The sequence below is a fragment of the Curtobacterium sp. APC 4022 genome, from assembly GCF_030407555.1.
Lineage (GTDB): Bacteria > Actinomycetota > Actinomycetes > Actinomycetales > Microbacteriaceae > Curtobacterium.
On record NZ_JASDDD010000019.1, the window covers coordinates 15,586 to 40,803 of the forward strand.

22 protein-coding genes and 1 tRNA gene are annotated in these 25,218 nt (G+C 72.5%); 5 read left to right on the forward strand and 18 right to left on the reverse strand.

Features of this window, described 5'->3' with window-relative positions:
* The first annotated feature begins 11 nt into the window (after nucleotides 1-11).
* On the forward strand, nucleotides 12-284 hold the full coding sequence (locus tag QL987_RS08235) for a mycoredoxin (protein WP_111076225.1): 273 nt from the start codon (nucleotides 12-14) through the stop codon (nucleotides 282-284).
* Between the two features lie 159 nt (nucleotides 285-443).
* Here QL987_RS08235 and QL987_RS08240 read toward each other — a convergent pair whose 3' ends face one another.
* Entirely contained in the window at nucleotides 444-2,570 is a 2,127-nt protein-coding gene (locus tag QL987_RS08240; protein ID WP_290157141.1) for a DEAD/DEAH box helicase, read from the reverse strand.
* A gap of 490 nt (nucleotides 2,571-3,060) precedes the next feature.
* Nucleotides 3,061-4,302: an aminoglycoside phosphotransferase family protein gene (locus QL987_RS08245; protein ID WP_290157142.1), complete on the reverse strand. Its 1,242-nt coding sequence runs from the start codon at nucleotides 4,300-4,302 to the stop codon at nucleotides 3,061-3,063.
* Nucleotides 4,303-4,381: 79 nt separating this feature from the next.
* On the opposite strand from QL987_RS08245, the gene QL987_RS08250 reads away from it, so the two are divergent.
* A complete protein-coding gene (locus QL987_RS08250) occupies nucleotides 4,382-5,443 on the forward strand; it encodes an FUSC family protein (RefSeq protein WP_290157144.1) in 1,062 nt (353 codons plus the stop codon).
* 43 nt (nucleotides 5,444-5,486) lie between these two features.
* Here QL987_RS08250 and QL987_RS08255 read toward each other — a convergent pair whose 3' ends face one another.
* Entirely contained in the window at nucleotides 5,487-5,771 is a 285-nt protein-coding gene (locus QL987_RS08255; RefSeq protein WP_290157146.1) for a hypothetical protein, read from the reverse strand.
* A 241-nt stretch (nucleotides 5,772-6,012) separates the two neighbouring features.
* Here QL987_RS08255 and QL987_RS08260 point away from each other — a divergent pair, with 241 nt between their 5' ends.
* Together QL987_RS08260 and QL987_RS08265 are read left to right on the forward strand one after the other, a co-directional pair.
* On the forward strand, nucleotides 6,013-6,690 hold the full coding sequence (locus QL987_RS08260; RefSeq protein WP_110903965.1) for a response regulator transcription factor: 678 nt from the start codon (nucleotides 6,013-6,015) through the stop codon (nucleotides 6,688-6,690).
* Between the two features lie 55 nt (nucleotides 6,691-6,745).
* Nucleotides 6,746-8,215 carry a HAMP domain-containing sensor histidine kinase gene (locus QL987_RS08265; protein ID WP_290157149.1) on the forward strand — a complete coding sequence of 490 codons (1,470 nt, stop codon included), beginning with the start codon at nucleotides 6,746-6,748 and terminating at the stop codon, nucleotides 8,213-8,215.
* Nucleotides 8,216-8,264: 49 nt separating this feature from the next.
* Here QL987_RS08265 and QL987_RS08270 read toward each other — a convergent pair whose 3' ends face one another.
* The 15 genes from QL987_RS08270 to rplU all read right to left on the reverse strand — a co-directional run bounded on the left by QL987_RS08270 (nucleotide 8,265) and on the right by rplU (nucleotide 24,677).
* Nucleotides 8,265-11,705, reverse strand: a complete 3,441-nt coding sequence (locus QL987_RS08270; protein WP_290157151.1) for an error-prone DNA polymerase — start codon at nucleotides 11,703-11,705, stop codon at nucleotides 8,265-8,267.
* Between the two features lie 13 nt (nucleotides 11,706-11,718).
* Complete coding sequence (locus tag QL987_RS08275; protein ID WP_290157154.1) at nucleotides 11,719-13,446, reverse strand: DNA polymerase Y family protein; 1,728 nt, start codon at nucleotides 13,444-13,446, stop codon at nucleotides 11,719-11,721.
* Nucleotides 13,443-14,069 (reverse strand): hypothetical protein, encoded by a 627-nt coding sequence (locus QL987_RS08280; protein WP_290157156.1) that lies wholly within the window; start codon nucleotides 14,067-14,069, stop codon nucleotides 13,443-13,445. Before QL987_RS08280 ends, QL987_RS08275 begins: the two co-directional genes overlap by 4 nt.
* A gap of 256 nt (nucleotides 14,070-14,325) precedes the next feature.
* On the reverse strand, nucleotides 14,326-16,047 hold the full coding sequence (locus tag QL987_RS08285) for an anthranilate synthase component I family protein (RefSeq protein WP_290157158.1): 1,722 nt from the start codon (nucleotides 16,045-16,047) through the stop codon (nucleotides 14,326-14,328).
* Nucleotides 16,026-16,964, reverse strand: coding sequence for an aldose 1-epimerase family protein (locus tag QL987_RS08290; protein WP_290157160.1), 939 nt, complete (start codon nucleotides 16,962-16,964; stop codon nucleotides 16,026-16,028). The genes QL987_RS08285 and QL987_RS08290 overlap by 22 nt, the downstream gene beginning before the upstream one ends.
* Before the next feature lie 102 nt (nucleotides 16,965-17,066).
* Nucleotides 17,067-17,142, reverse strand: a tRNA-Ala gene (locus QL987_RS08295).
* A 130-nt stretch (nucleotides 17,143-17,272) separates the two neighbouring features.
* Nucleotides 17,273-17,665: a ribosome silencing factor gene (gene rsfS / locus QL987_RS08300; protein ID WP_221850540.1), complete on the reverse strand. Its 393-nt coding sequence runs from the start codon at nucleotides 17,663-17,665 to the stop codon at nucleotides 17,273-17,275.
* A gap of 127 nt (nucleotides 17,666-17,792) precedes the next feature.
* Nucleotides 17,793-19,433 (reverse strand): hypothetical protein, encoded by a 1,641-nt coding sequence (locus QL987_RS08305; protein ID WP_290157164.1) that lies wholly within the window; start codon nucleotides 19,431-19,433, stop codon nucleotides 17,793-17,795.
* Entirely contained in the window at nucleotides 19,430-20,029 is a 600-nt protein-coding gene (nadD, locus tag QL987_RS08310) for a nicotinate-nucleotide adenylyltransferase (RefSeq protein WP_111076213.1), read from the reverse strand. The genes QL987_RS08305 and nadD overlap by 4 nt, the downstream gene beginning before the upstream one ends.
* A gap of 11 nt (nucleotides 20,030-20,040) precedes the next feature.
* On the reverse strand, nucleotides 20,041-20,241 hold the full coding sequence (locus QL987_RS08315) for a hypothetical protein (protein ID WP_110903974.1): 201 nt from the start codon (nucleotides 20,239-20,241) through the stop codon (nucleotides 20,041-20,043).
* A 41-nt stretch (nucleotides 20,242-20,282) separates the two neighbouring features.
* Nucleotides 20,283-21,563, reverse strand: coding sequence for a glutamate-5-semialdehyde dehydrogenase (locus tag QL987_RS08320; RefSeq protein WP_290157167.1), 1,281 nt, complete (start codon nucleotides 21,561-21,563; stop codon nucleotides 20,283-20,285).
* 68 nt (nucleotides 21,564-21,631) lie between these two features.
* A complete protein-coding gene (proB, locus tag QL987_RS08325; RefSeq protein ID WP_290157196.1) occupies nucleotides 21,632-22,411 on the reverse strand; it encodes a glutamate 5-kinase in 780 nt (259 codons plus the stop codon).
* A gap of 61 nt (nucleotides 22,412-22,472) precedes the next feature.
* The gene (gene obgE, locus QL987_RS08330) at nucleotides 22,473-24,017 is read right to left on the reverse strand and encodes a GTPase ObgE (RefSeq protein WP_290157169.1); all 1,545 of its coding nucleotides are present in this window, start codon (nucleotides 24,015-24,017) and stop codon (nucleotides 22,473-22,475) included.
* A gap of 86 nt (nucleotides 24,018-24,103) precedes the next feature.
* Nucleotides 24,104-24,355, reverse strand: coding sequence for a 50S ribosomal protein L27 (gene rpmA / locus QL987_RS08335; RefSeq protein WP_110903977.1), 252 nt, complete (start codon nucleotides 24,353-24,355; stop codon nucleotides 24,104-24,106).
* Between the two features lie 13 nt (nucleotides 24,356-24,368).
* On the reverse strand, nucleotides 24,369-24,677 hold the full coding sequence (rplU, locus tag QL987_RS08340) for a 50S ribosomal protein L21 (protein ID WP_111052511.1): 309 nt from the start codon (nucleotides 24,675-24,677) through the stop codon (nucleotides 24,369-24,371).
* A gap of 176 nt (nucleotides 24,678-24,853) precedes the next feature.
* Here rplU and QL987_RS08345 point away from each other — a divergent pair, with 176 nt between their 5' ends.
* The gene (locus QL987_RS08345; RefSeq protein ID WP_221850535.1) at nucleotides 24,854-25,141 is read left to right on the forward strand and encodes a DUF4031 domain-containing protein; all 288 of its coding nucleotides are present in this window, start codon (nucleotides 24,854-24,856) and stop codon (nucleotides 25,139-25,141) included.
* Nucleotides 25,142-25,218 lie beyond the last annotated feature (77 nt).

The window sequence follows — 25,218 nt, forward strand, 5'->3', positions numbered from 1 at the left end:
ACCGTGAGCACATGAGCGAGACGATCACCCGTGACGCGTTCGTGCCCGAGGCCGGCGGCGTCACCATGTTCACGACCACCTGGTGCGGCTACTGCGCCCGGCTGAAGAACCAGATGACCAAGGCGGGCGTGCCCTTCCGCGAGGTCGACATCGAGACCACCCCCGGGACGGCCGAACTCGTCGCCGAGGTCAACGGCGGCAACCAGACCGTGCCGACGCTGGTCTTCCCGGACGGCAGCACGGCGACGAACCCGTCCCTGGCCGAGGTGCAGTCCCGCGTCTGACCCGCCGCGGCGCGGCGCCCGCGGCCCCGGCGCCAGCCGGACCCGCACAACAGGAACCCGCTCGAACCACGGTCTCCCATGGTTCGAGCGGGTTTCTGTTGTGCGCAGCCGAACGGCGCCGGCCGGGCGCCGGCCGCGCGCCCGCGCCAGCGCCGCGCGCTACCGCGACAGCGCGTCGAGCAGCAGCGCCGCCATCGCGTCGAGCTGGATGTCGCCGGAGTCGACGACCTCCTCGTCCGAGCCGTCGAGCGCACGTGCGGCCAGCCCGGCCTTCGAGTCGATGAGCTCCGCGATCTTGGTGTCGATCGTCTGCGCGGCGATGATGCGCCACGCGGTGACGGGCTCTTCCTGACCGATGCGGTGCACGCGGTCGATCGCCTGCGTCTGCTCGGCGCTCGTCCACGACAGTTCGGCGAGGACGACGTTGGAGGCGACCTGCAGGTTCAGGCCGACTCCGGCCGCGGTCAGCGAGCAGACGATGACGGCGACGTCCGGGTCGTTCACGAACGAGTCGATCTCGGCCGTGCGCTGCGCCGGGGTCTGGTCGCCGCGGATCGTCGCGGTGCGCAGGTGCCGGCGGGCGAAGACCTCTTCCGCCTGGTCCATCACGTCGAGGTGCTTCGCGAAGAACACGACCTTGCCGACGTTCGAGGCGAGCTGCGCCGCGTAGTCCGCCGCGAGCTGCGCCTTGGCGCGGCCGATGCGACGCACCATCGAGAACACGTTCTCGCCGGTGGACGAGGCGTCCTGGTCCTCGAGCTCCCAGCGGGCGACCTGGCGGACGAGCTTCTCGTCGATGCCCTCGACCGGCGCCTGGCCGGTGCGGGCGGCGAGCGCCTGGTGGTACCGCTTGACGAGCTTCGCGGTGAGCTCGCGCTCGGCGTCGCGGATGGAGCGGCCCTCGTCGCCGTCGAGCTCGACCGGGATGTCGGCGATCCGACGTGCCGGGATGTCCGCGGCCACGTCGACCTTGCGGCGCCGGACGATGCCGAGGTCGATCACGGCCTTCCGTGCCTCGCTGAAGAAGCCCTGGTCGGCCGGGGTCAGCCCGATCTCCTCGAGCTGGTTCATGAGCTGGGCGCGGGGCTTCTTGTCGTCGATCCAGCCGAGGAACTCCCAGATGGTGCGGAAGTCCTCGACCGAGTTGATGAGCGGCGTACCGGTCAGGGCCATGAGCAGCGGGTTCGCGGTGCGCTCGCGGATCTTCTCGGCGAGCTGCAGTACGAACTTGGACCGCTGCGAGTCCTTGTTCTTGATGAAGTGCGCCTCGTCGACGACCATGCCCTTGAACCCGAAGTTCCCGAGCCAGCCGACGTGCCGGTCCAGGATCTCGTAGTTCACGATGATGATGTCGGCGAACCCGTCGAGGTCCTGGCCGTCGCCGTGGATGACCGTGGCGCGGTGGTTCGGGACCCACCGCTCGGCCTCGCGGGCCCAGTTCGTCTTGACGACGTTCGGCACGACGACGAGCAGCGGGAAGGCCTTGGCTGCGTCGGCGGCGATCAGCGACTGCGCGGTCTTGCCGAGGCCCGGTTCGTCGGCGAGCAGGAAGGTGCGGTGCCCCTGCGCTGCCGAGGTGACGAGTTCCGCCTGGTGCTTCATCAGCGAGGCACCGGCCGGGGTCTGCAGCGTCGTCGGCTCGGGCAGCGGCATCGAGGCCGCTCCCCCGCCGGCGCCGTACTCGAAGGACTTGAAGAGCGGACCGAAGAGCTCCCAGTTCGCCAGGCGGCGCGGGTGCGCGACGGGCTGGTCGGCGAGCGCGAAGTCCGGCGGCAGGAACGGGTTGGCGAGCTGACGACGCACGACCGACTGCGGCACGACGGACCGCTCGGGGGCCTCGACCGCGGCGGTGGGCTCGGCCGCGATGACCAGGTCCTCCGGCTGCAGTTCCAGACCGGCGTCGATCATCATGTCGCGCTTCACGGTGCGGGTCGCTTCGGAGACCTGCGCTTCTTCGGTGAGGAGCTGGATGACGCTGGTGTCCCGCGCCGCGGTCTTCGCGAGGATCGTCGCGACACCGTCGAGGCGCTTCAGCTGCTCCGCACGCTGCGCGTCGGTGAGCGTGGCGTCCGCCTTGACGCGGGCACGCTCCTCACGCATGAGCAGGGCGACCGCCTGGAACTTCGTGCGGTTCGTCGCCTTGAGGGGGCCGCGCTGTGCTGCGGCTTCGACCTCACGCACGGCGCGGGCGAGGACGGGGATGAGGCCGTCGTTGTCGAGCGGCCGGGTCCGGCGCGCAGCCGTCCGCGTGCCACCGGCAGCGCGACGGGTACCTGATCGAGCCAAGGCTCCTCCTGTTCCGCCCTCGTCGGGGCGAGCCACCCGGTACGGGCGGAAGTCGTGTGGTGCGGCTGCCGCGTGTCGTGGCCGTCGCACCGGTGTCCACCACGGGCCGCCGTGGCCCGCAGCACGCCGGATCGATCCGACAGGCCGCATCGCGGGCCCAGGTGCGGGCCGGTGGTCGATGTGACGGTCTGCGCGGGAGTCCGGCGGCGTCTCACGCACGCCCCCATCCCGGAGGAGGTCCCCCGGAGAACGTCCTGGAGGTCTGACCTGCCAGGCGACGCGGCTGCGGCCCGCACCGGCCAGCGACCGGTCGTCGCGGCAGGGATCGCCGCGACATGCGAGCACGCCGTGCGTGCGCGGTCAGTTTACTCCCCAGCCACCGACGGAGGCGACTCTCCACACCCCGCGCGTGGCGGGCCTCCCGGCCGGGTCACGACACGACCGGGACGACGGCGGCGGCGACCGTGACGGACGCGCGGTGCGGACCGCGTCAGACGCGCGGTGCGGACCGCGGCCGGCCGGCACCGGACGGGAGGCCCGGGGCCGGTTCCGCCAGGGCGGCTCGCGTCGCCGCGAGCAGCTGTTCCGCCGTCGCGATCCCGTTCGCCGACCCGGTGGTCGCCTGCCCACCCGCGTGTGCGAGGAGCTGCGCGCCGATCGCCGGGCCCAGACGCTCGGCCTCCTGCGGGTTCCGGGCTGCCCAATCGCGCGCGACCGCGTCCGCGAGGCGCTCGGCGGCGGCCCCGCGGTCGACGTCGCCACGGGAGCGGTGCCACAGCCCGGTCACGACGAGGTGCGCGACGACCGCACCGACGTCGCGGACCGGGTAGCCCCACCCGGCGGTGTCGATGTCGAGCAGACCCGAGATGCGCCACGGCTCGTCTTCGTCGACGAACACCTGCTCGAGGTGCAGGTCGCCGTGCACCACCTGCTTCTGTGCCGCGTTCCAGCCGATCGACCGACGTCCGATCGCGTCGTACAGGCGGTCGATCTCCTCGGCGTCGCCGGGCAGCGCGGTCGTCAGGGTCCGGCGGTGCCAGTCCGCGTGGTCCATCGCGTCGGCCCGGGCCTGCTGCGTCATCGGCACCGCGGCGATGCGACCGGTGAGTGCCGCCAGTGACGCCACGAAGCGCGGGTCGTCGGCGATCTCGGTGATCCGGCTGCCGGCCGGCACGCCCCGGACGAGTTCGAGGACGAGCAGCCCGTCCCCACGGCTCGACAGCACACGGGGCACCGGCAGACCGGCCGCGGCGAACTGCTCGTGCGTCCGGACGATCGGGGCGACCCGGTGCGGGCGGACGATCTTGATGAAGAGGGTGCGCTCCGGCGCGTCGACACGGACCACGGCCCGCTTGCCGGGTCGGTACGCGGCCACCGTCAGGGTCGGGTCCGTCACCGGCATGCCGAGGGTGGTCAGCAGCTCCGCGACGGCGTCCCGGTACGTCACCTGCGGCAGGACCGGGAGGCCCGGGTCGTTCGGGTAGGCCCACACCGACACCGGCTCCCCCGACGCGGGATCGGTGACGATGGCGCTGTTCTGGTCGTGGGTGCCGCCCGTGTCGACGTACGTCAGGACCGTGGCGCGCTGGCCGTTCCGGTCGACGGTGTCCACCTCGTAGCCGTAGAGGTAGCCGTTGCCCGACGGTTCGACCGAGTGCGCGCGGGCAGCGACGACGCTCGTCCCCGACCCGGCGAAGGCCTCGGGGATGACGCGCTCATGGTTCGGCCACACGGCGACAGTCAACCGTGTGTGCGCGGATTCGTGGCGTAGTCGGTCGGCTCGGCGTGCGGGTCCTGGCTAGCGTGGAGGGGTGAACCCGGTCAGGCGCCTCCGCAGCTCCAGCCGCACCCCCTTCCTGCAGGTCGTGAAGACCGCGGTGGCGGTGGTCGCGGCGGTGCTGCTGTGCGAGCTGCTGATCCGGGGACCGTTCCCGACGTTCGCCGCGATCGCCGCCCTGCTCGTCGTGCAGCCGAGCATCAACCAGTCGTTCGTGAAGGGCCTGGAGCGCAGTGCCGGGGTCCTGCTCGGCGTGGTCCTGGCGACCGGGGTGCACCTGCTGCTCGGCGACGCGGTGTGGATCGTGCTGCTCGTCGTCGTCCTGGCGATCCTGCTGGCCTGGGCCCTGCGCCTCACGCCGACGTCGGCCACCCAGGTCGGCATCAGCGGGATGCTCGTGCTCACCGCCGGGGTCGTCACGCCGAACTACTCGGCCGACCGCATCCTCGAGACCGTGATCGGAGCGGTCGTCGCCCTCGTCGTGAACGCCGTCATCGTGCCGCCGGTGCTGCTCGAACCCGCTCACCTGGCCGTCGCCCGCCTGGCACGCGACACCGCGGCGGCGTTCGAGCGCATCGCCGTCGGACTCACCGAGGGGTGGGACCACGAGCAGTGGCACGCGGCGCTGCTGCAGGCCCGGGCGCTCCGGCAGCAGCACGCCCGGACGGAGGCAGCACTCACCTCGGCCCGGGACTCGCTCGCCATGAACCCCCGCGGCGGACGGCACCGGACGATCCTCGAACGGGACGTCGCCGTCGCCGAACACCTGCGCGTCCTCGTCACCCGCGTCACCGGCATGACCCGCGCCGTCCGGGACAACACGGCGCCGGACCTCCGGGACGACCCGATGGTCGGCCGGATCGCCACCGAGGTCGCCCGGATCGGCTCGGACGTCCGCCGCCTCGGGGCCCAGGTCGAGTCCGCCCGGTTGACGCCGGGTGAGCTCGCCGAGGGACCGGAGGAGACCGCGGTCGAGCACGCACTGACGGCGCCGCTCGCCGTCGTCCGGCCGAACTCGCGGCACTGGGTGCTCATCGGCGCGCTGCTGGAGGACGTCCGCCGCGTACGCGAGGAACTGCTCGGCGAGGACGACTGAGCGGTCCGAGCCGCGGAACGGGCCAGCAGACCGGTTCGACGGTTCAGTGGACCGGTTCGTCCATGCCGCACGCTGCCTGGCGTGCCGTCTCGAGGACGTCCGCCCACACCCCGGCGGCCGGCCAGGACGGGTCGGAGCCGGCCACGTCGAGGTCGGCGAACCGGCGGATCTCGGCGACCACCGCCTCCCGGCCGGCGGCACGCGCAGCGCGCCCCGCTGCGTCCGGCACGGCGGTGTGCAGGTCGGCGACGACGCGGTCGCGATGTGGTCCGTCGAGCGAGCCGAGGCCGACGACGCCCTTCCAGGCGGAGTCGAGTTCGGCGCGCAAGCGGACGATCTCCGGATGGTCCGGGTCGTGCATGGTGCCCCCAAGTACAGGACGGTCTGTCGGGTACAGCGTCCGGGCCGGAGCATAGCAACGCGATGCGATCGGCCAGTACCGACGGGTCTCGACCTGTCCACAGGGCGCAGCCGGAGCCCGGATCTGCTGTGACGGTGTTCAGGCCTCGCGGGTACCGATCCGCCCGCCGGAGCCGGTTCGGTGCCACGATGGGTCGCAGGAGGTCCAGATGCGCTTGTTGGTGGTCGAGGACGATGACGAGATGCGCGCGCTCATGGAGCGCGGGCTCGCGGCAGAGGGGTACCGCGTCACCGCGGTCGAGAACGGCGTCGAGGCGCTGATCGCCCTCGGTGAGCAGGCGTACGACATCGCCGTGGTCGACGTGATGATGCCCGGCATGTCCGGGTTCGAACTCGCACGACGTGTCCGCGAGCGAGAGGACCCGGTCCGGATCCTGCTCGTCACCGCACGCGACGCCGTCGACGACCGGGTCTTCGGGCTCGACGCCGGCGCCGACGACTACCTCACCAAGCCGTTCGCGTTCGCCGAACTGACCGCCCGGCTCCGCGCCCTCGGTCGTCGCGAGCCGGTCGGCGCCCCCCGCACCATCGAGGTCGGCGACGTCTCCATCGACTCCGAAGCCCGCCGCGTGTCCATCAAGGGCCAGCGAGTCGCGATGAGCCCCACCGAGTTCGCGCTGCTCCGGCTGCTCGCCCGCTCGGTCGGCACCGTCGTGGACCGGCCGAAGATCCTCGAAGAGGTCTGGGACGGCTCGCAGCACGTCGACCCGAACGTCGTCGAGCAGTACATCTCCTACCTGCGCAAGAAGCTCGTCGCGCAGGAGGCCACCGTCGCCATCAGCACGGTCCGGGGTCGCGGCTACCGGCTCGACCTGATCGGCGCGTGACGACCGCGTGACGCGGTCGGACGCGGCAGCACCCGCGCGGCCGCCCCGGTGGACCGTGGGCGCGCTGTCGCTGCGACTCCGCATCACCATCGGGTCGACGGTCATCGCAGCCGTCGTCATCGCGCTGCTCGTGCTCGTGATGCGGCTGCAGGTCGTCAGCGTCGTCGCACGCGCCACCGAGACACTGCTCGACGCCGACACCGACCCGTACGTCGCCACGCTCGAGGTCGACAGCGACCCGAACCTCTCGCCGCCGGGCAACGCCCAGTTCGTCGCCGTGGTCTCGCCGACGGGTGACATCACCCTGTCGTCGATGCCCGGCCGTCTCGAACAGGCACTCGGCAGCCTGCGCACCACCCCCGCCGGCACCTCCGTCATCGACGTGGGCGACTCGGAGTACCGCGTCGTCATCGAGCACCCCGTCAACCAGGCCGGCCGCTGGACCGTGGTCGCCGCCCGCAACTCCCAGGCCGAGGCGATCGTCGTCGACGACCTCACCACGACGCTGTCCGTCACCGGACTGGCGATCCTGGTGGCCTTCGGTGTCGCGTCCTGGGTGCTCGCGACCACCGCGCTGCGTCCCGTCACCCGGATGCGTCGCGAGGCCGAACGACTCTCCGTCGCCCCGGAACGCGCCGAGCTGCCGGTCGGCCCCGCCCAGGACGAACTGGCGTCCCTCGCCACGACCCTGAACGCCTTCCTCGCCCGCACCCGCCAGGCCACCGAGCGGGAACGGCAGATGGTGTCCGACGCCAGCCACGAGCTGCGCACCCCGCTCGCGATCCTCACCACCCAGCTCGACCTGGCCTCGCTCGACGGGGACGACGCCCAGGCCCTCGCCGCCCACATCGAGCGGGCGAAGACCAGCGTCGCCCGGCTCTCGAGGCTCGCCAACGACCTGCTCACCCTGTCCCGCATCGAGGAGTCGGAACGCCGATCGGCCGACGGCGCCACGGAGACGGCCACCGCGTGGTCGGACCTCGGCGACGAGGTGATGGCCGCCGTCGACCGCGTCCGCCTCATCGCGAGCGCCAAGGACGTCACCGTCGACTTCGAGCTCGACCCACCCGTCGCGGTCGGCGGCTCGGGCCCGGGCATCGGCGGCGGCACGGTGGAACCGCAGTACCGGCTCGACACCGGCGGGATGGCGCAACTCGTCACGAACACCGCCGGCAACGCCGTCGCCGCGCTCCCCCGCGGCGGCAGCGTCGTCGTCACCTGGCGGACCACACCCGGCGAGGGGGTCCTGCAGATCACCGACGACGGCCCCGGTGTCCCCGAGTCGTTCGTCCCCGTCGCGTTCGACCGCTTCACCCGGCCGGACGAGGCCCGCACGTCCCGTCGCGACCCGGACGCAGCCCCCGGCATCCCGATGCCGGGGGGCTCCGGCCTGGGACTGGCGATCGTCCGGGCCGTCGCCGAACGGGCGGGAGGCTCGGCCACCCTCCGCAACCTCCCCGCCGGTGGCCTCGAGGTCACCATCCGTGTCCCGGAGGTGCGGACCACACCGAGCCCGGCACGCTGACACGCCTCGGCGAACCGGGTCGCTGGGCGGCTGGTCGCTGGAAGGCTGGTCACTGAAAGTCCCTGGACCGGGTCCGGACCGCGAGGGGCAGGTGCTCGATCCGGTCCGCGACCAGGTTCACCACGCCGTCCGGTGAGCGTTCGAGGATCCCCCGCACGACGACCGCCGGCGACTCACGTGCCACTCGCCGGTACTTCCCCCAGACGCCGACGCTGCAGATGACGTTCACCAGTCCGGACTCGTCCTCGACGTTGAGGAAGGTGATCCCCGACGCCGTCGCCGGACGCTGCCGGTGCGTGACGATGCCGCCGACCTCGACCCGCCGGCCGGTCTCCGCCGTCCGGGTGTCCTCGACGCTGAGCACCCCGCGGTCCGACAGCCCCTGCCGGAGGTGTCCCATCGGGTGGTCGTCGGTCGACATCCCCGTCGACCACATGTCGGCGATCAGGACGTCCCCGCTCGTCATCTGCCCGAACAGCGGCGGCTGCACGACGACCTGGGTGTCCGGCAGTTGGTCGGCCCGCTCCGCTGCCGCCTGCGCCGCGGACCACATGCCGGCACGACGGTCGATGCCCAGGGACTCGAACGCGTCGGCGGCGGCGAGGGCCTCGAGCTGCGCCGTCGTCAGACCGACCCGTCGTGCCAGGTCGGACATGTCGGTGAAGGGGCCGTTCGCCCGCCGTTCGGCCACGATGCGCTCGGCACTGCGTCGGCCGAGCGAGGCGACCTCGGCCAACCCGAGCCGCACGGCGAACGCGCCGTCCCGACGGTGGGCGGCGGTGTCGTCCGCGGCGTCCCGGTCGAAGGGCAGCACCGGCGGCTGCTCCGTCGCCAGGCACGCGTCCCCCAGCCCGCCGGGAGCATGACCGGCAGGGCCGCCGGGCCGGTCCTGGTCCTCGACGGGTTCGAGGCTGGCGTCGACCTCGGACCGCAGGATGTCCGGCCGCAGCACACTGACGCCGTGCCGCCGGGCATCGGCGACGAGGGTCTGGGGTGAGTAGAAGCCCATCGGCTGCGCCCGGAGCAGTGCCGCCAGGAAGGCTCCCGGGTAGTGCAGGCGCATCCACGCACTGGCGTAGACGATGAGCGCGAAGCTGATCGAGTGGCTCTCCGCGAAGCCGAAGTTCGCGAACGCCTGGATCTTGGCGTAGATGGTGTCGGCGTCCTCGCCGTGGATGCCGTTCTCCGCCATCCCCCGGTAGAGCTTGTCCCGCAGCCGGTCGATCTTCTCGAGGCCGCGCTTGGACCCCATCGCCCGGCGGAGCAGGTCGGCGTCGTCGCCGGAACAGTTCCCGACGGCGATCGCCATCTGCATGAGCTGCTCCTGGAACAGCGGCACCCCGAGCGTCCGTTCCAGCACCGGTTCGAGTGCCGGGTGCAGGTACGTCACCGGTTCCTCGCCGGTCCGACGCCGGATGTACGGGTGGACCGCGCCACCCTGGATCGGCCCGGGACGGACCAGGGCCACCTCGATGACCAGGTCGTAGAAGCGTCGGGGCAGCAGCCGTGGCAGTGTGCCCATCTGGGCGCGGGACTCCACCTGGAACACCCCGATGGTGTCCGCACGGCAGAGCTGGTCGTAGACGCCCTGCTCTTCCTTCGGGATGGAGTGCATGTCCCACCGCTCCCCGCAGTGGTCCGCCGCCAGGTCGAACGAGTACTGCAGTGCGGCGAGCATGCCGAGCCCGAGCATGTCGAACTTCACGAGCCCCATGTAGGCGCAGTCGTCCTTGTCCCACTGCAGGACGGTTCGGCCGTCCATCCGGGCGTGCTCGATCGGCACGACCTCGCCCACGGGCCGGTCGGTCAGGACCATGCCGCCCGAGTGGATGCCGAGGTGCCGCGGGAACCCGAGCACCTGTTGGGCCAGGTCGACCACGGGCTGCGGGATGTCGTGGTCTTGGCTCTCGGTGACCGAGCCCCACCGCTCGACCTGCTTCGACCAGGCGTCCTGCTGCCCGGGGCTGTGGCCGAGTGCCTTCGCCATGTCCCGCACGGCACCCTTCGGCCGGTAGGTGATGACGTTGGCCACCTGTGCGGCGTTGAACCGGCCGTACTTGTCGTAGACGTACTGGATCACCTCTTCACGCCGGTCGGAGTCGAAGTCAACGTCGATGTCGGGTTCCTCGTCGCGCATCGACGACAGGAACCGTTCGAACGGCAGGCCGTACCGGATCGAGTCGACGGCGGTGATCTCGAGCAGGAAGCAGACCGCCGAGTTCGCCGCCGACCCGCGCCCCTGGCAGAGGATCCCCCGGCTGCGGGCGAACTGCACCATGTCGCGGACGATCAGGAAGTACCCGGGGAAGCCCTTGTCCTCGATGACGGACAGTTCGCGTTCGATGCGCTCCCGCTTGTGTGCGTCGACCCCGTCGGCGTCACCCGGGTAGAACCGGCGGGCCCCGCGCCAGGTGAGGTCGCGCAGCCAGCTCATCGGGGTGTGCCCGTCCGGCACGTCGAGGTCGGGCAGACCGGGCTTCGCCGTCCGCAGTGCGAACCCGAGCTCGTCGGCGAGTTCCACGCTCCGCTCGACCGCACCGGGCCACCGTGCGAACCGCCGCGCCATCTCGGCACCGGAGCGCAGGTGCGCGGTGTCGGCGGCGGGCAACCACCCGTCGATCTCGTCGAGACTGCGGCGGGCCCGGACCGCGGCGAGGGCGGTCGCGACCGGGAACCGGTCCGGGGTGGCGTAGTGGACGTTGCCGGTCGCCACGACGGGCAGCGCGTGCCGGTCGGCCAGGAGGGCGAGGACGTCGTTCCGGGCGCTGTCGAGCGGGTCGCCGTGGTCCGACAGCTCGACCACCACGTTGCCGGTGCCGAACCGGTCCAGCAGCGCGCGGAGGGCCTGTTCGGCCGCGCTCTCACCGCCGCGCTCGAGGGCCTGGCGGACGCTGCCCTTCCGACAGCCGGTGAGCACCCGCCACCGCCCGCCCGAGCGTTCCGCCAGGTCGTCGAGGTCGTACCGCGGCCGACCCTTCTCGGACCCCGCGGCGAGGTGCGCAGCCGTCACCGCGCCGGCCATCCGGTGGTACCCGTCCTGCCCGTCGGCCAGCAGCAGCAGGTGCGAGCCCTCGGGGTCGGGGACGCCGTTCTGCGGCTCGGTGAGCCCGAGCGACAGTTCGGCGCCGTAGACGGTGGTGATGCTCGGGTACGTCTCGGCGACCTCGGCCATCCGGGCGGCCCCGTAGAAGCCGTCGTGGTCGGTGATCGCCAGTCCGTGCAGGCCCAGGCGTGCTGCCTCTTCCAGCAGGTGCTCCGGCGGGCTCGCGCCGTCCAGGAAGCTGAAGGTCGAGTGCGCGTGGAGTTCGGCGTACGGGACGGCCGGCGGTGCGTCCGGGGTCGCGAGGTCCGTCGGCCGGTACGGTGCGCGCTTCCGTGACCAGGCCGGGCTGTCACCGCCGTCGCCCTCGGGGGTCGTGCCGGGGCTGCGCTTGTCCGAGAGGGCGCGCTCGAACTGCGACCACGGGATCGGCGGGTTGTTGTACCCCATCAGGAACCGTCCTTCACGTCGCGATCGCCTCTGCCCACCAGCGGTGGTCGGCGAGGACCAGGTACCAGGCCCGCCCGTCGTCGTCCACGAGCTGCAGCCGGTGCAGTCGTCGTCCGCCGGACTCCCACCAGCGCACGACGAGCGGCCAGGGACCGGCCCAGGCCGTGACGGCGGAGAACCGCCCCCCGCGGTCGCCGTCGGAGCGGAACCGTTCGGGTTCGCCGGTCAGGGTGCCGCGGTCGTCGACGTCCACGGACCCGCCGTCCGCCGCCACGACGTCCACCGGGCGGGGTCGTTCGAGGACCGTCGCCGGTGGCGGGCCCGGCAGCTTGCCGGGCCACGGGCGGTCCCGCACCACGGCCAGCGCGCGCTCGCCACCGGCCGGGGCGTCGCCCCACGGCACGAGCACGATGCGTTCGGCCAGGGTGCGGCCGCCGCCGATGCGGGGTGTGACGACCCCGTCGTGTCCGACCATGCCCTGCACGCGGGCCAACCCGTGGTGGACCCGTTCGTCCGGTCCGGAGCCCCAGAGCCCGCGCTCGTGGTTCGCCAGGTCGTCCACCGCGACCGGTTCGAGCACGACCGTGGTCACCGGCGCCTCGAGCCCGGTGGGGTCGACCCCGCCCGCGAGCTGCCAGCGCACCCGGTCCACCACGTCGGCGGCGTCGAACCACCGCGGGTGCGCCCAGACCCGTTCGAGCAGGACGTCCCGCTCGTCGACGATGCCCACGCGGATGGTCGTCGCCACGAGCCCCGCCGCCCGGAGCTTCGCCGCGAACTCGTCGGCGGAACGGCGGAAGGCGAACGCGATCTGGTCGGCCCGGTCGAGGGGCGGCTCGAAGGACGCCTGGACCTCGAGGTCGGGCGGGACGTCCCGCGCGGAGACCTCACGCGGATCACGGCCGCCGGCGAGCCGGTGCAGGAACGCCCCGGGCACGCCGAAGCGGTCGCGCACCTGTTCGTCGGTGAGCGCGGCGAAGTCGCCGAGCGTGGTCAGGCCGAGGCGCCCGAGCACCATCGCCAGGTCGGGGTCGCCGAGCACACCGAGCGGCAGCGGTGCGAGGAACGAGCCCGATCCGCCGACCGGCACCATCCGGACGCGCTCCCCCGGGCGGGTCGGCCGTGCCCGGGCTGCCTGCTCCGCCGCGAACGGGGTGTCCGCCACACCGGCTCGCACACCGGGGGCCCCGTGGTCGGCGGCGATGCCGGCCAGGATGGTCGCCGCTGCCCGCTCACCACCGTGGTAGCGCGCCGGTCCGCGGGCACGGAGCGCGATCGTCCCGGGGCGCAGGACCTCGACCCCGGGTGCTGCGGCCTCGATCGCGCGGATGACCGGTTCGAAGGCCCGGTGGTCGAGGGCGTCGTCGTAGGGCTGCGTGACGAGGTCGGTGCAGCGCGCCTGCGCTTCGCGGACCCGCAGACCACGCACCACCCCGACCTGGCGTGCCGAGGCGGAGCTCGCGAAGACCAGGCCCTTCGCGATCAGGGCGAACGGCTGCTCCGGCGGTGCACCGGCGGCCCGGGCGGCCGCGATGACGGGCCAGTCCGGGCACCAGAGCACGATCGTCCGGGTCGGCGGGGGTTCGGGGAGACCGGCACCGCGGCTGAGCGCATCGGCCCGGACGGCCCCCGAGCCGGGCAGCCCCACCCCGGGCAGCCCGGCTCGGGACCCTCCGGCACCCGGCAGCACGGCACCGCCACGCGGTCCGGCGGCCAACGCCCGGCGTCCGCGGGGGCTCACGAGGCCACCGCCACGGGACGCAGGACCCGTGCACCGGCCGAGGCCGCCACCGGGACCGCCGCGCGGACCGAACCGTCCGCCGCGGGCAGCAGCAGCTCCGTGCTCGTCGGCCGGACGGCTCCGGCACGACCGGATGCCGTGACGGTCACCCGCCGTTCGGTGAGGTAGCCGTGCCCCTGGCCGATGCCGCTCCAGTGCGACTCGGTGACGCGCAGCGTGACGTCCGCACCGGGCCAGGACCCGAGCGCGACGAGGGCGGCCCCGCGCTGTCGCAGTCGAGCGGAGAGCCGGGCGACGTCACCGGGCACCACCCGGCCGAGCGGCCGGGTGAGGACGATCTGGGCGACGTCGGCGAGGGCCGCGGTGACCGCCAGCCACTGGTCGCCCGGGTCCGGCACCAGGACGAGTCGGTCCAGGTCGATGCCGGCCGCCGCTGCGGCTTCGACACCGAAGGACGGCACCCCGACCACGGCGCACCAGGCTCCGGCCGCGGAGGCCGCCTGCAGCATGGTCTGGGCGAGCAGCACCGACTCCGGCACGGAGTACGTGCCCCCGGCACGGATGGCACCGCCCGGCAACAGCGGCGCGAGGGCGTCCGCCGTGGGCAGTCCCTCGGTGTCCACGCGGGTCGCTTCCATGTCGGCGACCCGGGACCGCAGCGAGGTGATCCGGTCGAGCGCCGCCCGAGCTGCACTGACGTGGTCGGAAGCACGCACACCCGCAGCACCAGCACCAGCACGCACACCAGCACCGTCCCGAGCAGCACCGTTCCGCCCGATGTGCTCCAGGTCCCCGCGTCCGCGGTCGCCTCGCTCATCGGGCGACCGGAGTGCCGCCGCCGTCTGCATGCCCTCATATTCGAACATGTGTTCGATCATGTCAACCGGCACCGACATCCGGTGGACAACCGGTCGAACACGCGTTCGACAGTTCAGGAGGGTCGGACTGCCAGTGTGCTGCGGCCCCGACCCCGCCGAGCACCGATCGGGTCTTCGTCTCGACCTCGTCCGCCTCGTCCGCCGCGGTGGAGGACCACGTCACCGCACCACCGGCGCCGAGCGACCGCCTCCGTACGCTGCCGTCGGGCCGGAGGACCGTCACCAGTGTCCGGATCGCCACCGACAGATCGACCGCCCCACTCGCCGAGAAGTACCCGATCACCCCCGAGTAGACCCCGCGTGGCGCGCCCTCCAGGCGGTCCGCGATCGCCGTCGCGCTGCGCTTCGGTGCGCCGGTCATCGACCCCGGCGGGAACGCGGCCCGCACCACCAGGGCGCGTCGGGCCCCCGCCGGCAGCACCCCGGCGACCGTCGACACCAGCTGGTGCACGCTGGCGTACGACTCGACCTCGCAGAGCCGCTCCACGTGCACCGTGCCCGGGCGCGCCGTCCGCAGCAGGTCGTTGCGCAGCAGGTCGACGATCATCACGTTCTCGGCGCGGTCCTTCGCGCTGCCGGCGAGCTCCGCGCGTGTCGCCGCGTCCGTCGCCGGGTCCGGGTGGCGGGGACGGGTGCCCTTGATCGGTTCGGCGAGCACGCCGCCGTCCGCGTCGATCCGCAGGAACCGTTCCGGTGAACGGCTGGCGATCCGCAGGTCACCCCAGCGCAGGTACGCGCCGAACGGCACCGGGTCCCCCGCGCGCACGCGTCGGTACTCCGCCAGGTACCGGTCGTCGTCGCGGCTCGGCGGCGCAGACGGCACGAGCGACCCAGACGACTCAGACGACCCCGACAGCACAGCCGGCTCGGGGTCGGGCACCGCGAAGGCGGTCGTGAGGCACACCTGGAACGCGTTGCCCTCGCGGATCTCATGTCGGCACGCGTCCACGGCGAGTTCGTAGGCGGCGCGGCGGACGCGTCCACGGGCCTCCCGGACGCGGCCGTCGGCCACCGGGACGGCGCTGGCCGCTGGGACACGCCCGGCCACGACCACGTCGTCGGTCGCGCCGCCGGCCGGGAGGCCCGGGGGCACCGCCGGCACGTCGTCCCGCGTCGTCGACGCGCGCACCTCCGCGAGCCACGCGCGGTTCGCTCGCGAAGCCGTCGGCGCGTCGTCGTCCACCATCGTGATCGCCCAGGCGGGACCGTCCGCGTGGACGAGGACCGCCCGGTCGACGAACCGGAGGTCGGCGTCGGCGTGTCCGTCCGCGGTCCGGTCGGGTCCGTCGACCTCGCGGCCGAGTTCGTAACCGAGGAACCCCACCCAGCCGAGGGCGAACGCGCACCCCGGCACGGGCTCGTCGAGCGTCGGCGTGGCGTGCAGCAGGTCGTCGAGGACGGCGAAGGCCGGGCGGTCCTCGGTCCGGCTCGGTCCGAACCACCGGGCGGCCAGCTCGGACACCGTGACGTGGGCGATCCGGTCCTGATGCCGGAGTCGCGCGGCGAAGGGGCCGTCCGACACCGCCAGGACCGACCAGGCCGCACGGCGTGACGCTGCCGGGGGTGCGCCGGCCGGCAGCGCCGAGTCGAGCCAGACGAGGTCCCCGGCGCTGCCAGCGGCCAGCTCCCCGAGGTCGGGGACGTCGGCGAGGCGCTGGACGACGATCCGCGGCGAGCCCACGGGACGGTCCGGCGTGGCGCTCAGACCGCCGAGATCGTCCATGTGGCGGCGTGCGCGGCACCGGGCTCGAGCACGACGAGGCCGGCGTCGACGTCACCGGCGAAGGCGTCGGCGTTGAAGGCGTTCGGGGCGCACGTCATCGGCTCGACGGCCAGTCCGGAGCGGTGGTACTCGGGGACGACGTGGTCGGCGGTGTGCACCTGGGCCCACCCGCAGTCGGTGCCGAAGCCGACCCGGACGCCGTGCCCGTCGGCCGCGGTCACGGTGATGGCGGCGGTGCCGTCGGCGTCGCGGTCGAAGCCGGTGAAGGCGTGGTCGATGAAGCGACTGCCGATGGGCGTCGGCTGGCGGAGGTCGAACTCGTCGTGCACGGGCACCAGCTCGGTCGGGATGAGCCGGTCCTCGGTGACCTCGAGCACCTCGGCTGCGGGGAGCGTCAGTGTCCAGTCGTCGACCGTGCCGGCGCCGGCGACCAGGTAGGGGTGCGGGCCGGTCCCCCACGGAGCACGGTCGTCCCCGGTGTTGGTGCCGGTGATGGTGGTGTGCAGGCCGTCGGCGTCCAGGCGGTACTCGACCCGGACCTCGACACGAGCGGGGTAACCCTCCTGCGGCTGCACGGTGGTCGTGAGGACGACCCGGTCGGCGTCCTGTTCGAGCACGGCGAAGTCGGTCCAGGCCACGAGCCCGTGCAGGGCGTGCGACCGCTTCGGCTCGGTCAGCGCCAGCTCCTGCTCGACCCCGTCGAAGGTGTACCGGCCGTCGACGACGCGGTTCGGCCACGGTGCGAGGACGGCTCCACGGAAGACCGGGCGGACCTCGTCGGCGTCGAACGTGGTGACGAGGTCTCGGCCGTCGTGCCGCAGTGCCCGCAGGGTGGCTCCGACGCTCGCGATGTCGGCGGTGTACCCGCCGGCGGCGATGGACGTCTGGGTTCCGGACCGGGGTGCAGCGCTGCTCATGCGCTCAGCGTATCGGCACCGCGGGGTCGAGCCCCGAGCCGGACACCGGCTCCGGAACGACGGAAGCCCCGGCACTCGATGAGTGCCGGGGCTTCCTGGTCCTGGTGGATCTGAGGGGACTCGAACCCCTGACCCCCTGCATGCCATGCAGGTGCGCTACCAGCTGCGCCACAGACCCAGAACGGCTGACCAGAAGGCCAGTTCGTGTTCCTCCGGTTCCCCGGAGGCACCAGTACAGCGTACACCACGCGAACACCGGGTGACGAAATCGTCACCGCCACCCGGGCGCGTCGCGCTGGTGGCCGGTGTCAGGCCGACTGTTCGGCAGCCTGCGCCTGGTCGGCCGGCAGCTCGAGCGGGATGACCGGGCAGTCCGACCAGAGACGCTCGAGGGAGTAGTACTGACGCTCTTCCTCGTGGAAGACGTGCACGACGATGTCCCCGAAGTCGATGAGCGCCCAGCGGCCCTCGCTCCGGCCTTCACGACGCAGCGGCTTGGCGCCCGCCTGGAGCAGACGGTCTTCGATCTCGTCGGCGATGGCGAGCACGTTGCGCTCGTTCCGGCCGGTGGCGAGCAGGAAGACGTCGGTGAGCTGGAGCGGTCGGGTGACGTCGAGGGCGACGAGGTCCTCGGCCTGCTTGGAGTCCGCCGCTTGAGCGGCGATCTGCGTCAGTTCGAGTGCGCGAGCGGAGGCGGTCACGGATTCCTTCCGGTGGTCATCCCGACGCGGTCGCCTGGATGTTCATGATGGGTCACGATCATAGGCCAGACCGTGGCTGGTGTGGGGGCCAGACGGTCCGAGCTGGTCGTGGGTGTTCCGGGCTCGCTCAGGAGCCGAAGAAGTTCGTCGCGACGAGGGCGACGACGATGACACCGGCCGCGACCACGCCGACGGCACTCGCGGCGACGGCCAGCACGACCGGCGTCTTCGAGTCCTTCGGCTTGGCGGCGGCGAGCACGACCTGGCGCGTCGACGTGTGGCTCGACACGGCACGGCTCGCTCGGACCGGGCTGGCGTCCGTGTCGGGCTGCTCGTCGTGCTGCTCGAGGAGGCGGTCGACCTCGGCGCCGTCGATCGGCCGGTGTGACCCGGTCGAGGACAGCGAGGAGGGCAGGTCGATCGACCCGGTGAGGATGACCTCGCCGGTGGCGTTCAACGCACCGGTGGGGTCGGCCAGCGCCGAGTTCGGCAGGATCAGCGCGTTCGTGTGCGACTCGGCGACGCGGCGGGTGCCGGTCTCCTCGTCGTGCACCTCGGCGTCGTTGGAGTCGTGCGCGAAGGTCGACCAGTGGCCGGCCGGCGGCTGGAAGGCCGTCGTCACGGGCTTCGGCTCGCGCGGGGCGTCGGCGGACGTCGGGCGGGGGGTCGACCCGGGCTGCGCCGCGGACGACGGTCGCGAGACGGGGGCGTCCGCGGGCACCACGACCGGCACCTCATTCGTGTCGTCGTCGTCGAGGTCGAGCGGGAACACACCGGGGGCCGCTGCGGGCAGGTCGGTGGCGGGCGCGGCGACGTCATCGGTCGCCGCCATGATCGCGTCGGGGTCGGCGTCGTGCGGGGCCCAGGTCGTGCGGTGCTGACGCGGCTCTTCGCCGTGCGCAGCGGCTTCCTCGAGGGGCTCGATGGCGTCCGGGGAGCCGTCGGCCTCGGTGGCCTGCTCGACGGCGGCGGGCTCGAGGTGCGAGATCTCGGGGTTCGGGTCCTGCCAGTGCGAGGGCTCGTCGTCCTCGATCGCCGGGGCCGCGTCGTCATCGGAGTCGACGTCCGCCGGTGCAGCATCAGTCGCAGCGACGGACGGCTCGGCGTCGACCGCAGTCTCGTCAGATCCGGCGAGCGAGTCGGAGTCGACGCGCGAGTCGGCATCGGTGTCGGTGTCGGCCCGGTCCTCGTCAGCCCGGTCCTCGTCAGCCCGGTCCTCGTCGGCCCGGTCCCCGTGAACCAGGTCGTCCGTCGGCCCGTCGACCGTCAACGGCACGAGGGACGACTGCGCGCCGATGCCAGCGGCTGCCGCTTCGACCGGGGTCGACAGCGGCGGCACCTGCGCGTCCGGAGCGGGCGCGGCGGACGGGTCCGTCAGCGTGCCGAGGACGTCCTGCACGGTGCGGTCGGACGACTGCGGCGTCGGGTTCTGCAGCGGGACCGGACGGCCACCCTGCTGCTGCGCTTCACGCAGCAGCCGCAGCTGCCGACGGGACATCCCGCCCGTGCCGGGGACGATCTCGGTCGCGGAGGCCGGGGGAACGTCGGACACACCGGTCGCGGCACCCGCGGATCGCGGTGCCGCCTGAGCGGCCGAGGCCGCACCGGGGGCGACGTGGGAGCCGGGGCGACGACGGGCCTCCGGCGTGGTGGAGGCGGCGGCGACGGTCGGCGGCGGCGTCACGGGCTGGGCACCGCCAGAGGCGGCGCGCTCGCGCTCACGCATCTGACGCCGCGACAGCGGCGGCTGCGCGTCGGACGGACTCATGCAACGCTCCGATACAGATGGTGCTTCGAGATGTACTGGACGACACCGTCGGGCACGAGGTACCAGACGGGGGACCCGCTCCGTACCCGGTCACGGCAGTCGGTCGAGGAGATCGCCAGCGCGGGGACCTCGAGCACACTAACGTCCCGTTCTGGGAGTCCGGTGATGCTCAGCTGGTGGCCGGGCCGGGTCACGGCGACGAAGTGCGCGAGGTCCCAGAGGCCGTCGTGGTCCTTCCAGTCGACGATCTGCTGGACGGCGTCCGCCCCGGAGATGAAGACGAGCTGGGCGTCGGGCCGCTGCTCGTGGAGGTCCTGCAGGGTGTCCACCGTGTAGGTCGGTCCGGGCCGGTCGATGTCGACGCGGCTGACCGTGAACATCGGGTTCGCCGCGGTGGCGATCACGGTCATCAGGTACCGGTGTTCGGCATCCGTCACGCCGGACTTCATGTACGGCTGGCCGGTCGGTACGAACACGACCTCGTCGAGGTCGAAGTGCTTGGCGACCTCGGACGCTGCCACGAGGTGACCGTGGTGGATCGGGTCGAACGTCCCGCCCATCACCCCGATGCGCGGCCGACCCGTGCTCTCGAGCATCGGGTGGCGGATCAGATCTTCGAGTGGCCGAACTCGTCCACACCGGTCTCGTGCTGCCGGGTGGCCTGGAACTTGTGCGAGTGGCGGTAGGCGACGTCGCGGAAGCTCCACGTGACGAAGCCGAGGAGGGTGAAGACGCAGGCCGCGACGATCGGGAAGACGATCGCGGGGACGCCGGCCGCGTGTTCTGCGGCCTCAGCGAGGAGTGACATCTGGCAGTGCTCCGATCGATCGAGGAAGACTCCGGACCATCCTAGCCGCGGATGTGTCCCTGCCCGCGCACGAGCCACTTGGTGCTCGTGAGTTCGGGCAGCCCCATCGGGCCCCGGGCGTGCAGCTTCTGCGTGGAGATGCCGACCTCGGCGCCGAACCCGAACTCCCCGCCGTCGGTGAACCGCGTCGACGCGTTCACCATCACCACGGCGGAGTCCACCCCGGCCAGGAAGTGCTCGGCCGTGTCGACGTCGTTGGTGACGATCGACTCGGTGTGGTGCGTCGACCACTGGGCGATGTGCGCCATCGCCGCGTCGACGTCGGGGACGACGCGGATCGACAGGTCGAGGTCCATCGACTCGGTCGCCCAGTCGGCCTCGGTGGCCCGCAGCACCCCGGGCACGATCGTCCGGGTGGCGTCGTCGCCCCGCAGGGTCACCCCGGCGGCGCGGAGACGGTCGGCCAGCACCGGCAGGAGGCGCTCGGCCGCCCGCTCGTGCACCAGCAGCGTCTCGAGGGCGTTGCACACGCTCGGTCGCTGCACCTTGCTGTTGAGGACGATGTCGACGGACCGCTCGAGGGATGCGGACTGGTCGAGGAAGACGTGCACGACGCCGGCACCGGTCTCGATGACGGGGACCTGCGACTCGGTGACGACGGTCTGGATGAGCGAGGCACTTCCCCGCGGGATGAGCACGTCGACCAGTCCGCGGGCACGCATGAGTTCGGTCGCTCCGGCGCGTCCGAGCGGGTCGATCGTCTGCACGAGCTCCCGTGGGAGGCCCACCGAGGCGATCGCGTCCTGGATCCGACGGACGAGCACCGCGTTCGTGCGCTGCGCTGCCGACCCGCCTCGGAGGACCACCGCGTTGCCGGACTTCAGCGCCAGGGCCGCGATGTCCACCGTGACGTTCGGGCGCGCCTCGTAGATGGCCCCGACGACGCCGAAGGGCACGCGGACCTGCGCGAGCTGCAGTCCGTTCGGCAGCACCGAGCCGCGGACGTGCTCCCCCACCGGGTCGGTCAGCCCCACCACGTGCTCGACCGCGTCCGCCAGTGCGTCCACCCGGTCGACGTCGAGCCGCAACCGGTCGATCAGACCCGAGCTGAGCCCGCTGTCCTCCCCCGCGACCAGGTCCTCGTGGTTCGCGGTGACGATCTCCGCCGTGGCGGCACGCAGTTCGAGCGCGATCGCCCGCAGGGCGGCGTCCTTGCCGGCCGTCGGCGTGGTCGCCAGCACCGTCGAGGCGGCCCGGGCGGCCGTCAGCGTGTCGACGAGGGGCGTGGCCGCATGGGCCTGCGCGGGAGCGGTGAGCGACATGACCCGATCCTAGGTCAGCGGTCCGTGTCGGACGGGAGGCGTGCCTCCCGTCCGCCGTGCAGCCAGCGTCAGGCGCGTGGTGCGGCCCGGAACCAGGTGCCGACGTGCTCGCCACCGAGCGCGCGCTCGACGAGCGCGGTGGCCGTGACGAGGACGGACGTGCCGGCCTCGGCCGCGAGGCGGGCCGCGGCGACCTTGGTGCCGGCTCCCCCGGTGCCCACCCCGGCTGCCCCGATCGACCCGAAGGTGACCCCGGCGAGTTCGTCGCCGAAGGGGACCTCGTCGATGCGGGTGGCGCCGGGCTGCTCCGGCGGCTTCGTGTACAGGGCCTCGACGTCGGAGAGCAGCACCAGGGCGTCTGCCTCGACCTGTCGGGCCACGAGCGCCGCGAGCCGGTCGTTGTCGCCGAACCGGATCTCGTGGGTGGCGACGGTGTCGTTCTCGTTCACGATCGGCAGCACCCGCAGTTCGAGCAGCCGGTTCATCGCCCGTCGGGCGTTCACCCGGTGCGTGGGGTTCTGCAGGTCGCCCGCGGTGAGCAGGACCTGCGCTGCGGTCACCCCGTGCCGGTCGAGTTCCTTCTGGTACCGGAAGACCAGTACCGCCTGCCCGGTCGCTGCTGCGGCCTGCTGCGTGGCGAGGTCCTCCGGACGCCCCTCGAGCCCCAGGAACGGGAACCCGGTGGCGATGGCGCCGGAGGAGACCAACACGACCTCGGTGCCCCGGCGGTAGGCGCCGACCAGGGCGTCGACGAGCGGACCGATCTGCGACGCGTTGTCGCCGCTGACCGAGGACGACCCGACCTTCACGACGATCCGGCGGGCGCGCGGGATGTCCGCGCGCTCCACGACGGTGCTCGGTCCGGGCACGGTGTCCGAGCTCGCCCCGGTGTTCGGTCCGGCCACGTGCTCAGTCGCGCTCGGACGTCGTCTGCTCGACCGGGTCGGCTGCGGCGTCGTCGTCTGCCCAGAGGCCGGCGATGCGCTCCTGCTCGAGCTCGGCACGAGCGGCGGCCTTGGCGTCCATCCGCTCGAAGTAGTCCGAACGACGCTCGTTGCGCGTGGGGCGGGCGTTGAGGTCGAGTCGGGAGTCCGTCCCGCGGGCGCTCGTGATGAGTTCCGCGGTGGAGGTCAGGGTCGGCTCCCAGTCGAAGATCATGCCGCCCTCGCCACCGATGACCACGGTGGACCCGGCGACGGCTCCGGCCTTGAACAGACCGTCCTCGACCCCGAGCTTGGCGAGCCGGTCGGCCAGGTAGCCGATCGCCTCTTCGTTGGTGAAGTCGGTCTGCTGCACCCAGCGCTCGGGCTTGCCGCCACGGACGCGGTAGAAGCGGTGCTCCTCGCCGCCCTCGGCACGCACCGTGAAGGGCTTCTCGTCGACGGCCTTCGGACGGAGCACGATGCGCTCGACCGCGGGCTCGGCGGCGCGCTCGGTGCGGGCCTTCTCGACGACGTCGGCCAGGGCGAAGGTGAGCTCGCGCAGACCCTTGTGCGACGCCGTGGAGATCGGGAACACGCGGTAGCCGCGGGACTCGAACTCCGCCGTGACGAACGCGGCGAGCTCGGCGGCGTCCGGCACGTCGATCTTGTTGAGCGCGATGAGCTGCGGGCGCTCGAGCAGCGGGACCTGACCCTCGGGGACCGGGTACTGCTCGAGCTCGTGGAGGATCACGTCGAGGTCGCTGATCGGGTCGCGGCCGTTGTCGAGCGTGGCGCAGTCGATCACGTGCAGCAGGGCTTCGCAGCGCTCGACGTGACGCAGGAACTCGAGGCCGAGGCCCTTGCCCTCCGAGGCACCCTCGATCAGACCCGGGACGTCGGCGACGGTGAAGCGCGTGCTGCCCGACTCGACGACGCCGAGGTTCGGGGTCAGCGTCGTGAACGGGTAGTCGGCGATCTTCGGCTTGGCGGCCGAGATCGCGGCGATCAGCGAGGACTTGCCGGCACTCGGGTACCCGACCAGGGCGATGTCGGCGATGGTCTTCAGCTCGAGGCTGACGTCACCGCTCCAGCCGTGGGTGCCCAGCAGTGCGAAGCCCGGGGCCTTGCGCTTCGTGGTCGCGAGCGCGGCGTTGCCGAGGCCACCCTGGCCGCCGGGGCCGACGACGACGCGGATGCCGGGCTCGGTGAGGTCCGCGAGCACGTCACCGCTCTCGTCGTACACGACCGTGCCGACGGGGACGGGCAGCTCGAGCGTGTCGCCGCTGACCCCGCTGCGGTGGTCGCCCATGCCGGGCTGACCGTTGCGGCTGGAGCGGTGCGGCGAGCGGTGGTAGCCGAGCAGCGTGGTGACCTGCGGGTCGGAGACGAGGACGATGTCACCGCCGTCACCGCCGTTGCCGCCGTCGGGGCCTGCAAGGGGCTTGAACTTCTCGCGACGGACGGACACACAGCCGTTGCCGCCGTTGCCTGCTGAGAGGTGCAGCGTCACGCGGTCGACGAACGTCGCCATGGGTCACTCCTGTTGTTGTTGCGGGGAAAAGCAAGGGAGGAGCAGGCACGCGGCCTGCCCCTCCCGGTGAAGCTCGTCGTCAGCGACTACGCGTTGACGATGTTGATGACCTTGCGGCCACCCTTGGTGCCGAACTCGACCGCACCGGCCGAGAGGGCGAACAGCGTGTCGTCGCCACCGCGGCCGACGTTGGCGCCCGGGTGGAAGTGCGTACCGCGCTGCCGGATGATGATCTCACCGGCGTTGACGACCTCGCCACCGAAGCGCTTCACGCCGAGGCGCTGGGCGTTCGAGTCGCGACCGTTGCGAGTGGAACTCGCACCCTTCTTGTGTGCCATGTCTGTCTCCCGCCTATGCGATCTTGGTGACCTTGACGCGCGTGAGGTCCGCGCGGAAGCCCTGGCGCTTCTTGTAACCGGTCTTGTTCTTGAACTTCTGGATGACGACCTTCGGGCCGCGGAGGTCGGCCAGGACCTCGGCGGTGACCGTCACGTTCGCGAGCTCGGCCGCGGCGGAGGTGATCTTGTCCCCGTCCACGAGGAGCACCGGCGCGAGGTCGATGTTGCCATTGTCGTCGGCCTTGATCCGGTCGATGGTGATGATCGAGCCGACCTCGACCTTCTCCTGACGGCCGCCGGCGCGCACTACTGCGTAAACCACGTGGAATCCTTACGTAACTCTGCTTGAGGGAAGTCTCGGGTGCCCACTTCTGCGCGAGCGTCCTGAGTGACCCCGGGACGATCGGCGACGCAGGCAGAACGGCCCGCTGACACCAGGGATCGAGAATACTCGATCCGACCAGGCGGGTCAAACGCCGACACGCGTACGATCGAGGGATGACCGTGCTGATCGATCCCCCGGCCTGGCCCGCGCACGACACGCTCTGGTCACACCTGGTCAGTGACTCATCCTACGACGAGCTGCACGCCTTCGCCGACCGGGCTGGTGTCCCGCGGCGTGCGTTCGACCACGACCACTACGACGTGCCGCAGGACCGCTACGCCGAACTGGTGGCCTCCGGGGCCTCGGCCGTGACCGGGCGGGAACTGGTGCTGCGCCTGATCGCCAGCGGACTGCGGGTACCCCAGCGCGACAAGCGGAAGCCGTCCCGCACGGAGCACTGACCACCGACAACGACCTGCCGGGCAAGTCGGGTTCCGCGGACTCCCCGGACCGGCGTGTCGCGGTGCGGCAGCGCGGG

Excerpts from the sequence above, each read along its gene's own strand:
- QL987_RS08235 (WP_111076225.1), top strand. The coding sequence starts at position 12 with ATGAGCGAGACGATCACCCGTGACGCGTTCGTGCCCGAGGCCGGCGGC.
- QL987_RS08260 (WP_110903965.1), top strand. The coding sequence starts at position 6,013 with ATGCGCTTGTTGGTGGTCGAGGACGATGACGAGATGCGCGCGCTCATG.
- QL987_RS08270 (WP_290157151.1), bottom strand. The coding sequence starts at position 11,705 with ATGGGGTACAACAACCCGCCGATCCCGTGGTCGCAGTTCGAGCGCGCC.
- QL987_RS08285 (WP_290157158.1), bottom strand. The coding sequence starts at position 16,047 with ATGGACGATCTCGGCGGTCTGAGCGCCACGCCGGACCGTCCCGTGGGC.
- QL987_RS08290 (WP_290157160.1), bottom strand. The coding sequence starts at position 16,964 with ATGAGCAGCGCTGCACCCCGGTCCGGAACCCAGACGTCCATCGCCGCC.
- QL987_RS08305 (WP_290157164.1), bottom strand. The coding sequence starts at position 19,433 with ATGAGTCCGTCCGACGCGCAGCCGCCGCTGTCGCGGCGTCAGATGCGT.
- nadD (WP_111076213.1), bottom strand. The coding sequence starts at position 20,029 with ATGCTCGAGAGCACGGGTCGGCCGCGCATCGGGGTGATGGGCGGGACG.
- QL987_RS08315 (WP_110903974.1), bottom strand. The coding sequence starts at position 20,241 with ATGTCACTCCTCGCTGAGGCCGCAGAACACGCGGCCGGCGTCCCCGCG.
- QL987_RS08320 (WP_290157167.1), bottom strand. The coding sequence starts at position 21,563 with ATGTCGCTCACCGCTCCCGCGCAGGCCCATGCGGCCACGCCCCTCGTC.
- obgE (WP_290157169.1), bottom strand. The coding sequence starts at position 24,017 with ATGGCGACGTTCGTCGACCGCGTGACGCTGCACCTCTCAGCAGGCAAC.
- rpmA (WP_110903977.1), bottom strand. The coding sequence starts at position 24,355 with ATGGCACACAAGAAGGGTGCGAGTTCCACTCGCAACGGTCGCGACTCG.
- QL987_RS08345 (WP_221850535.1), top strand. The coding sequence starts at position 24,854 with ATGACCGTGCTGATCGATCCCCCGGCCTGGCCCGCGCACGACACGCTC.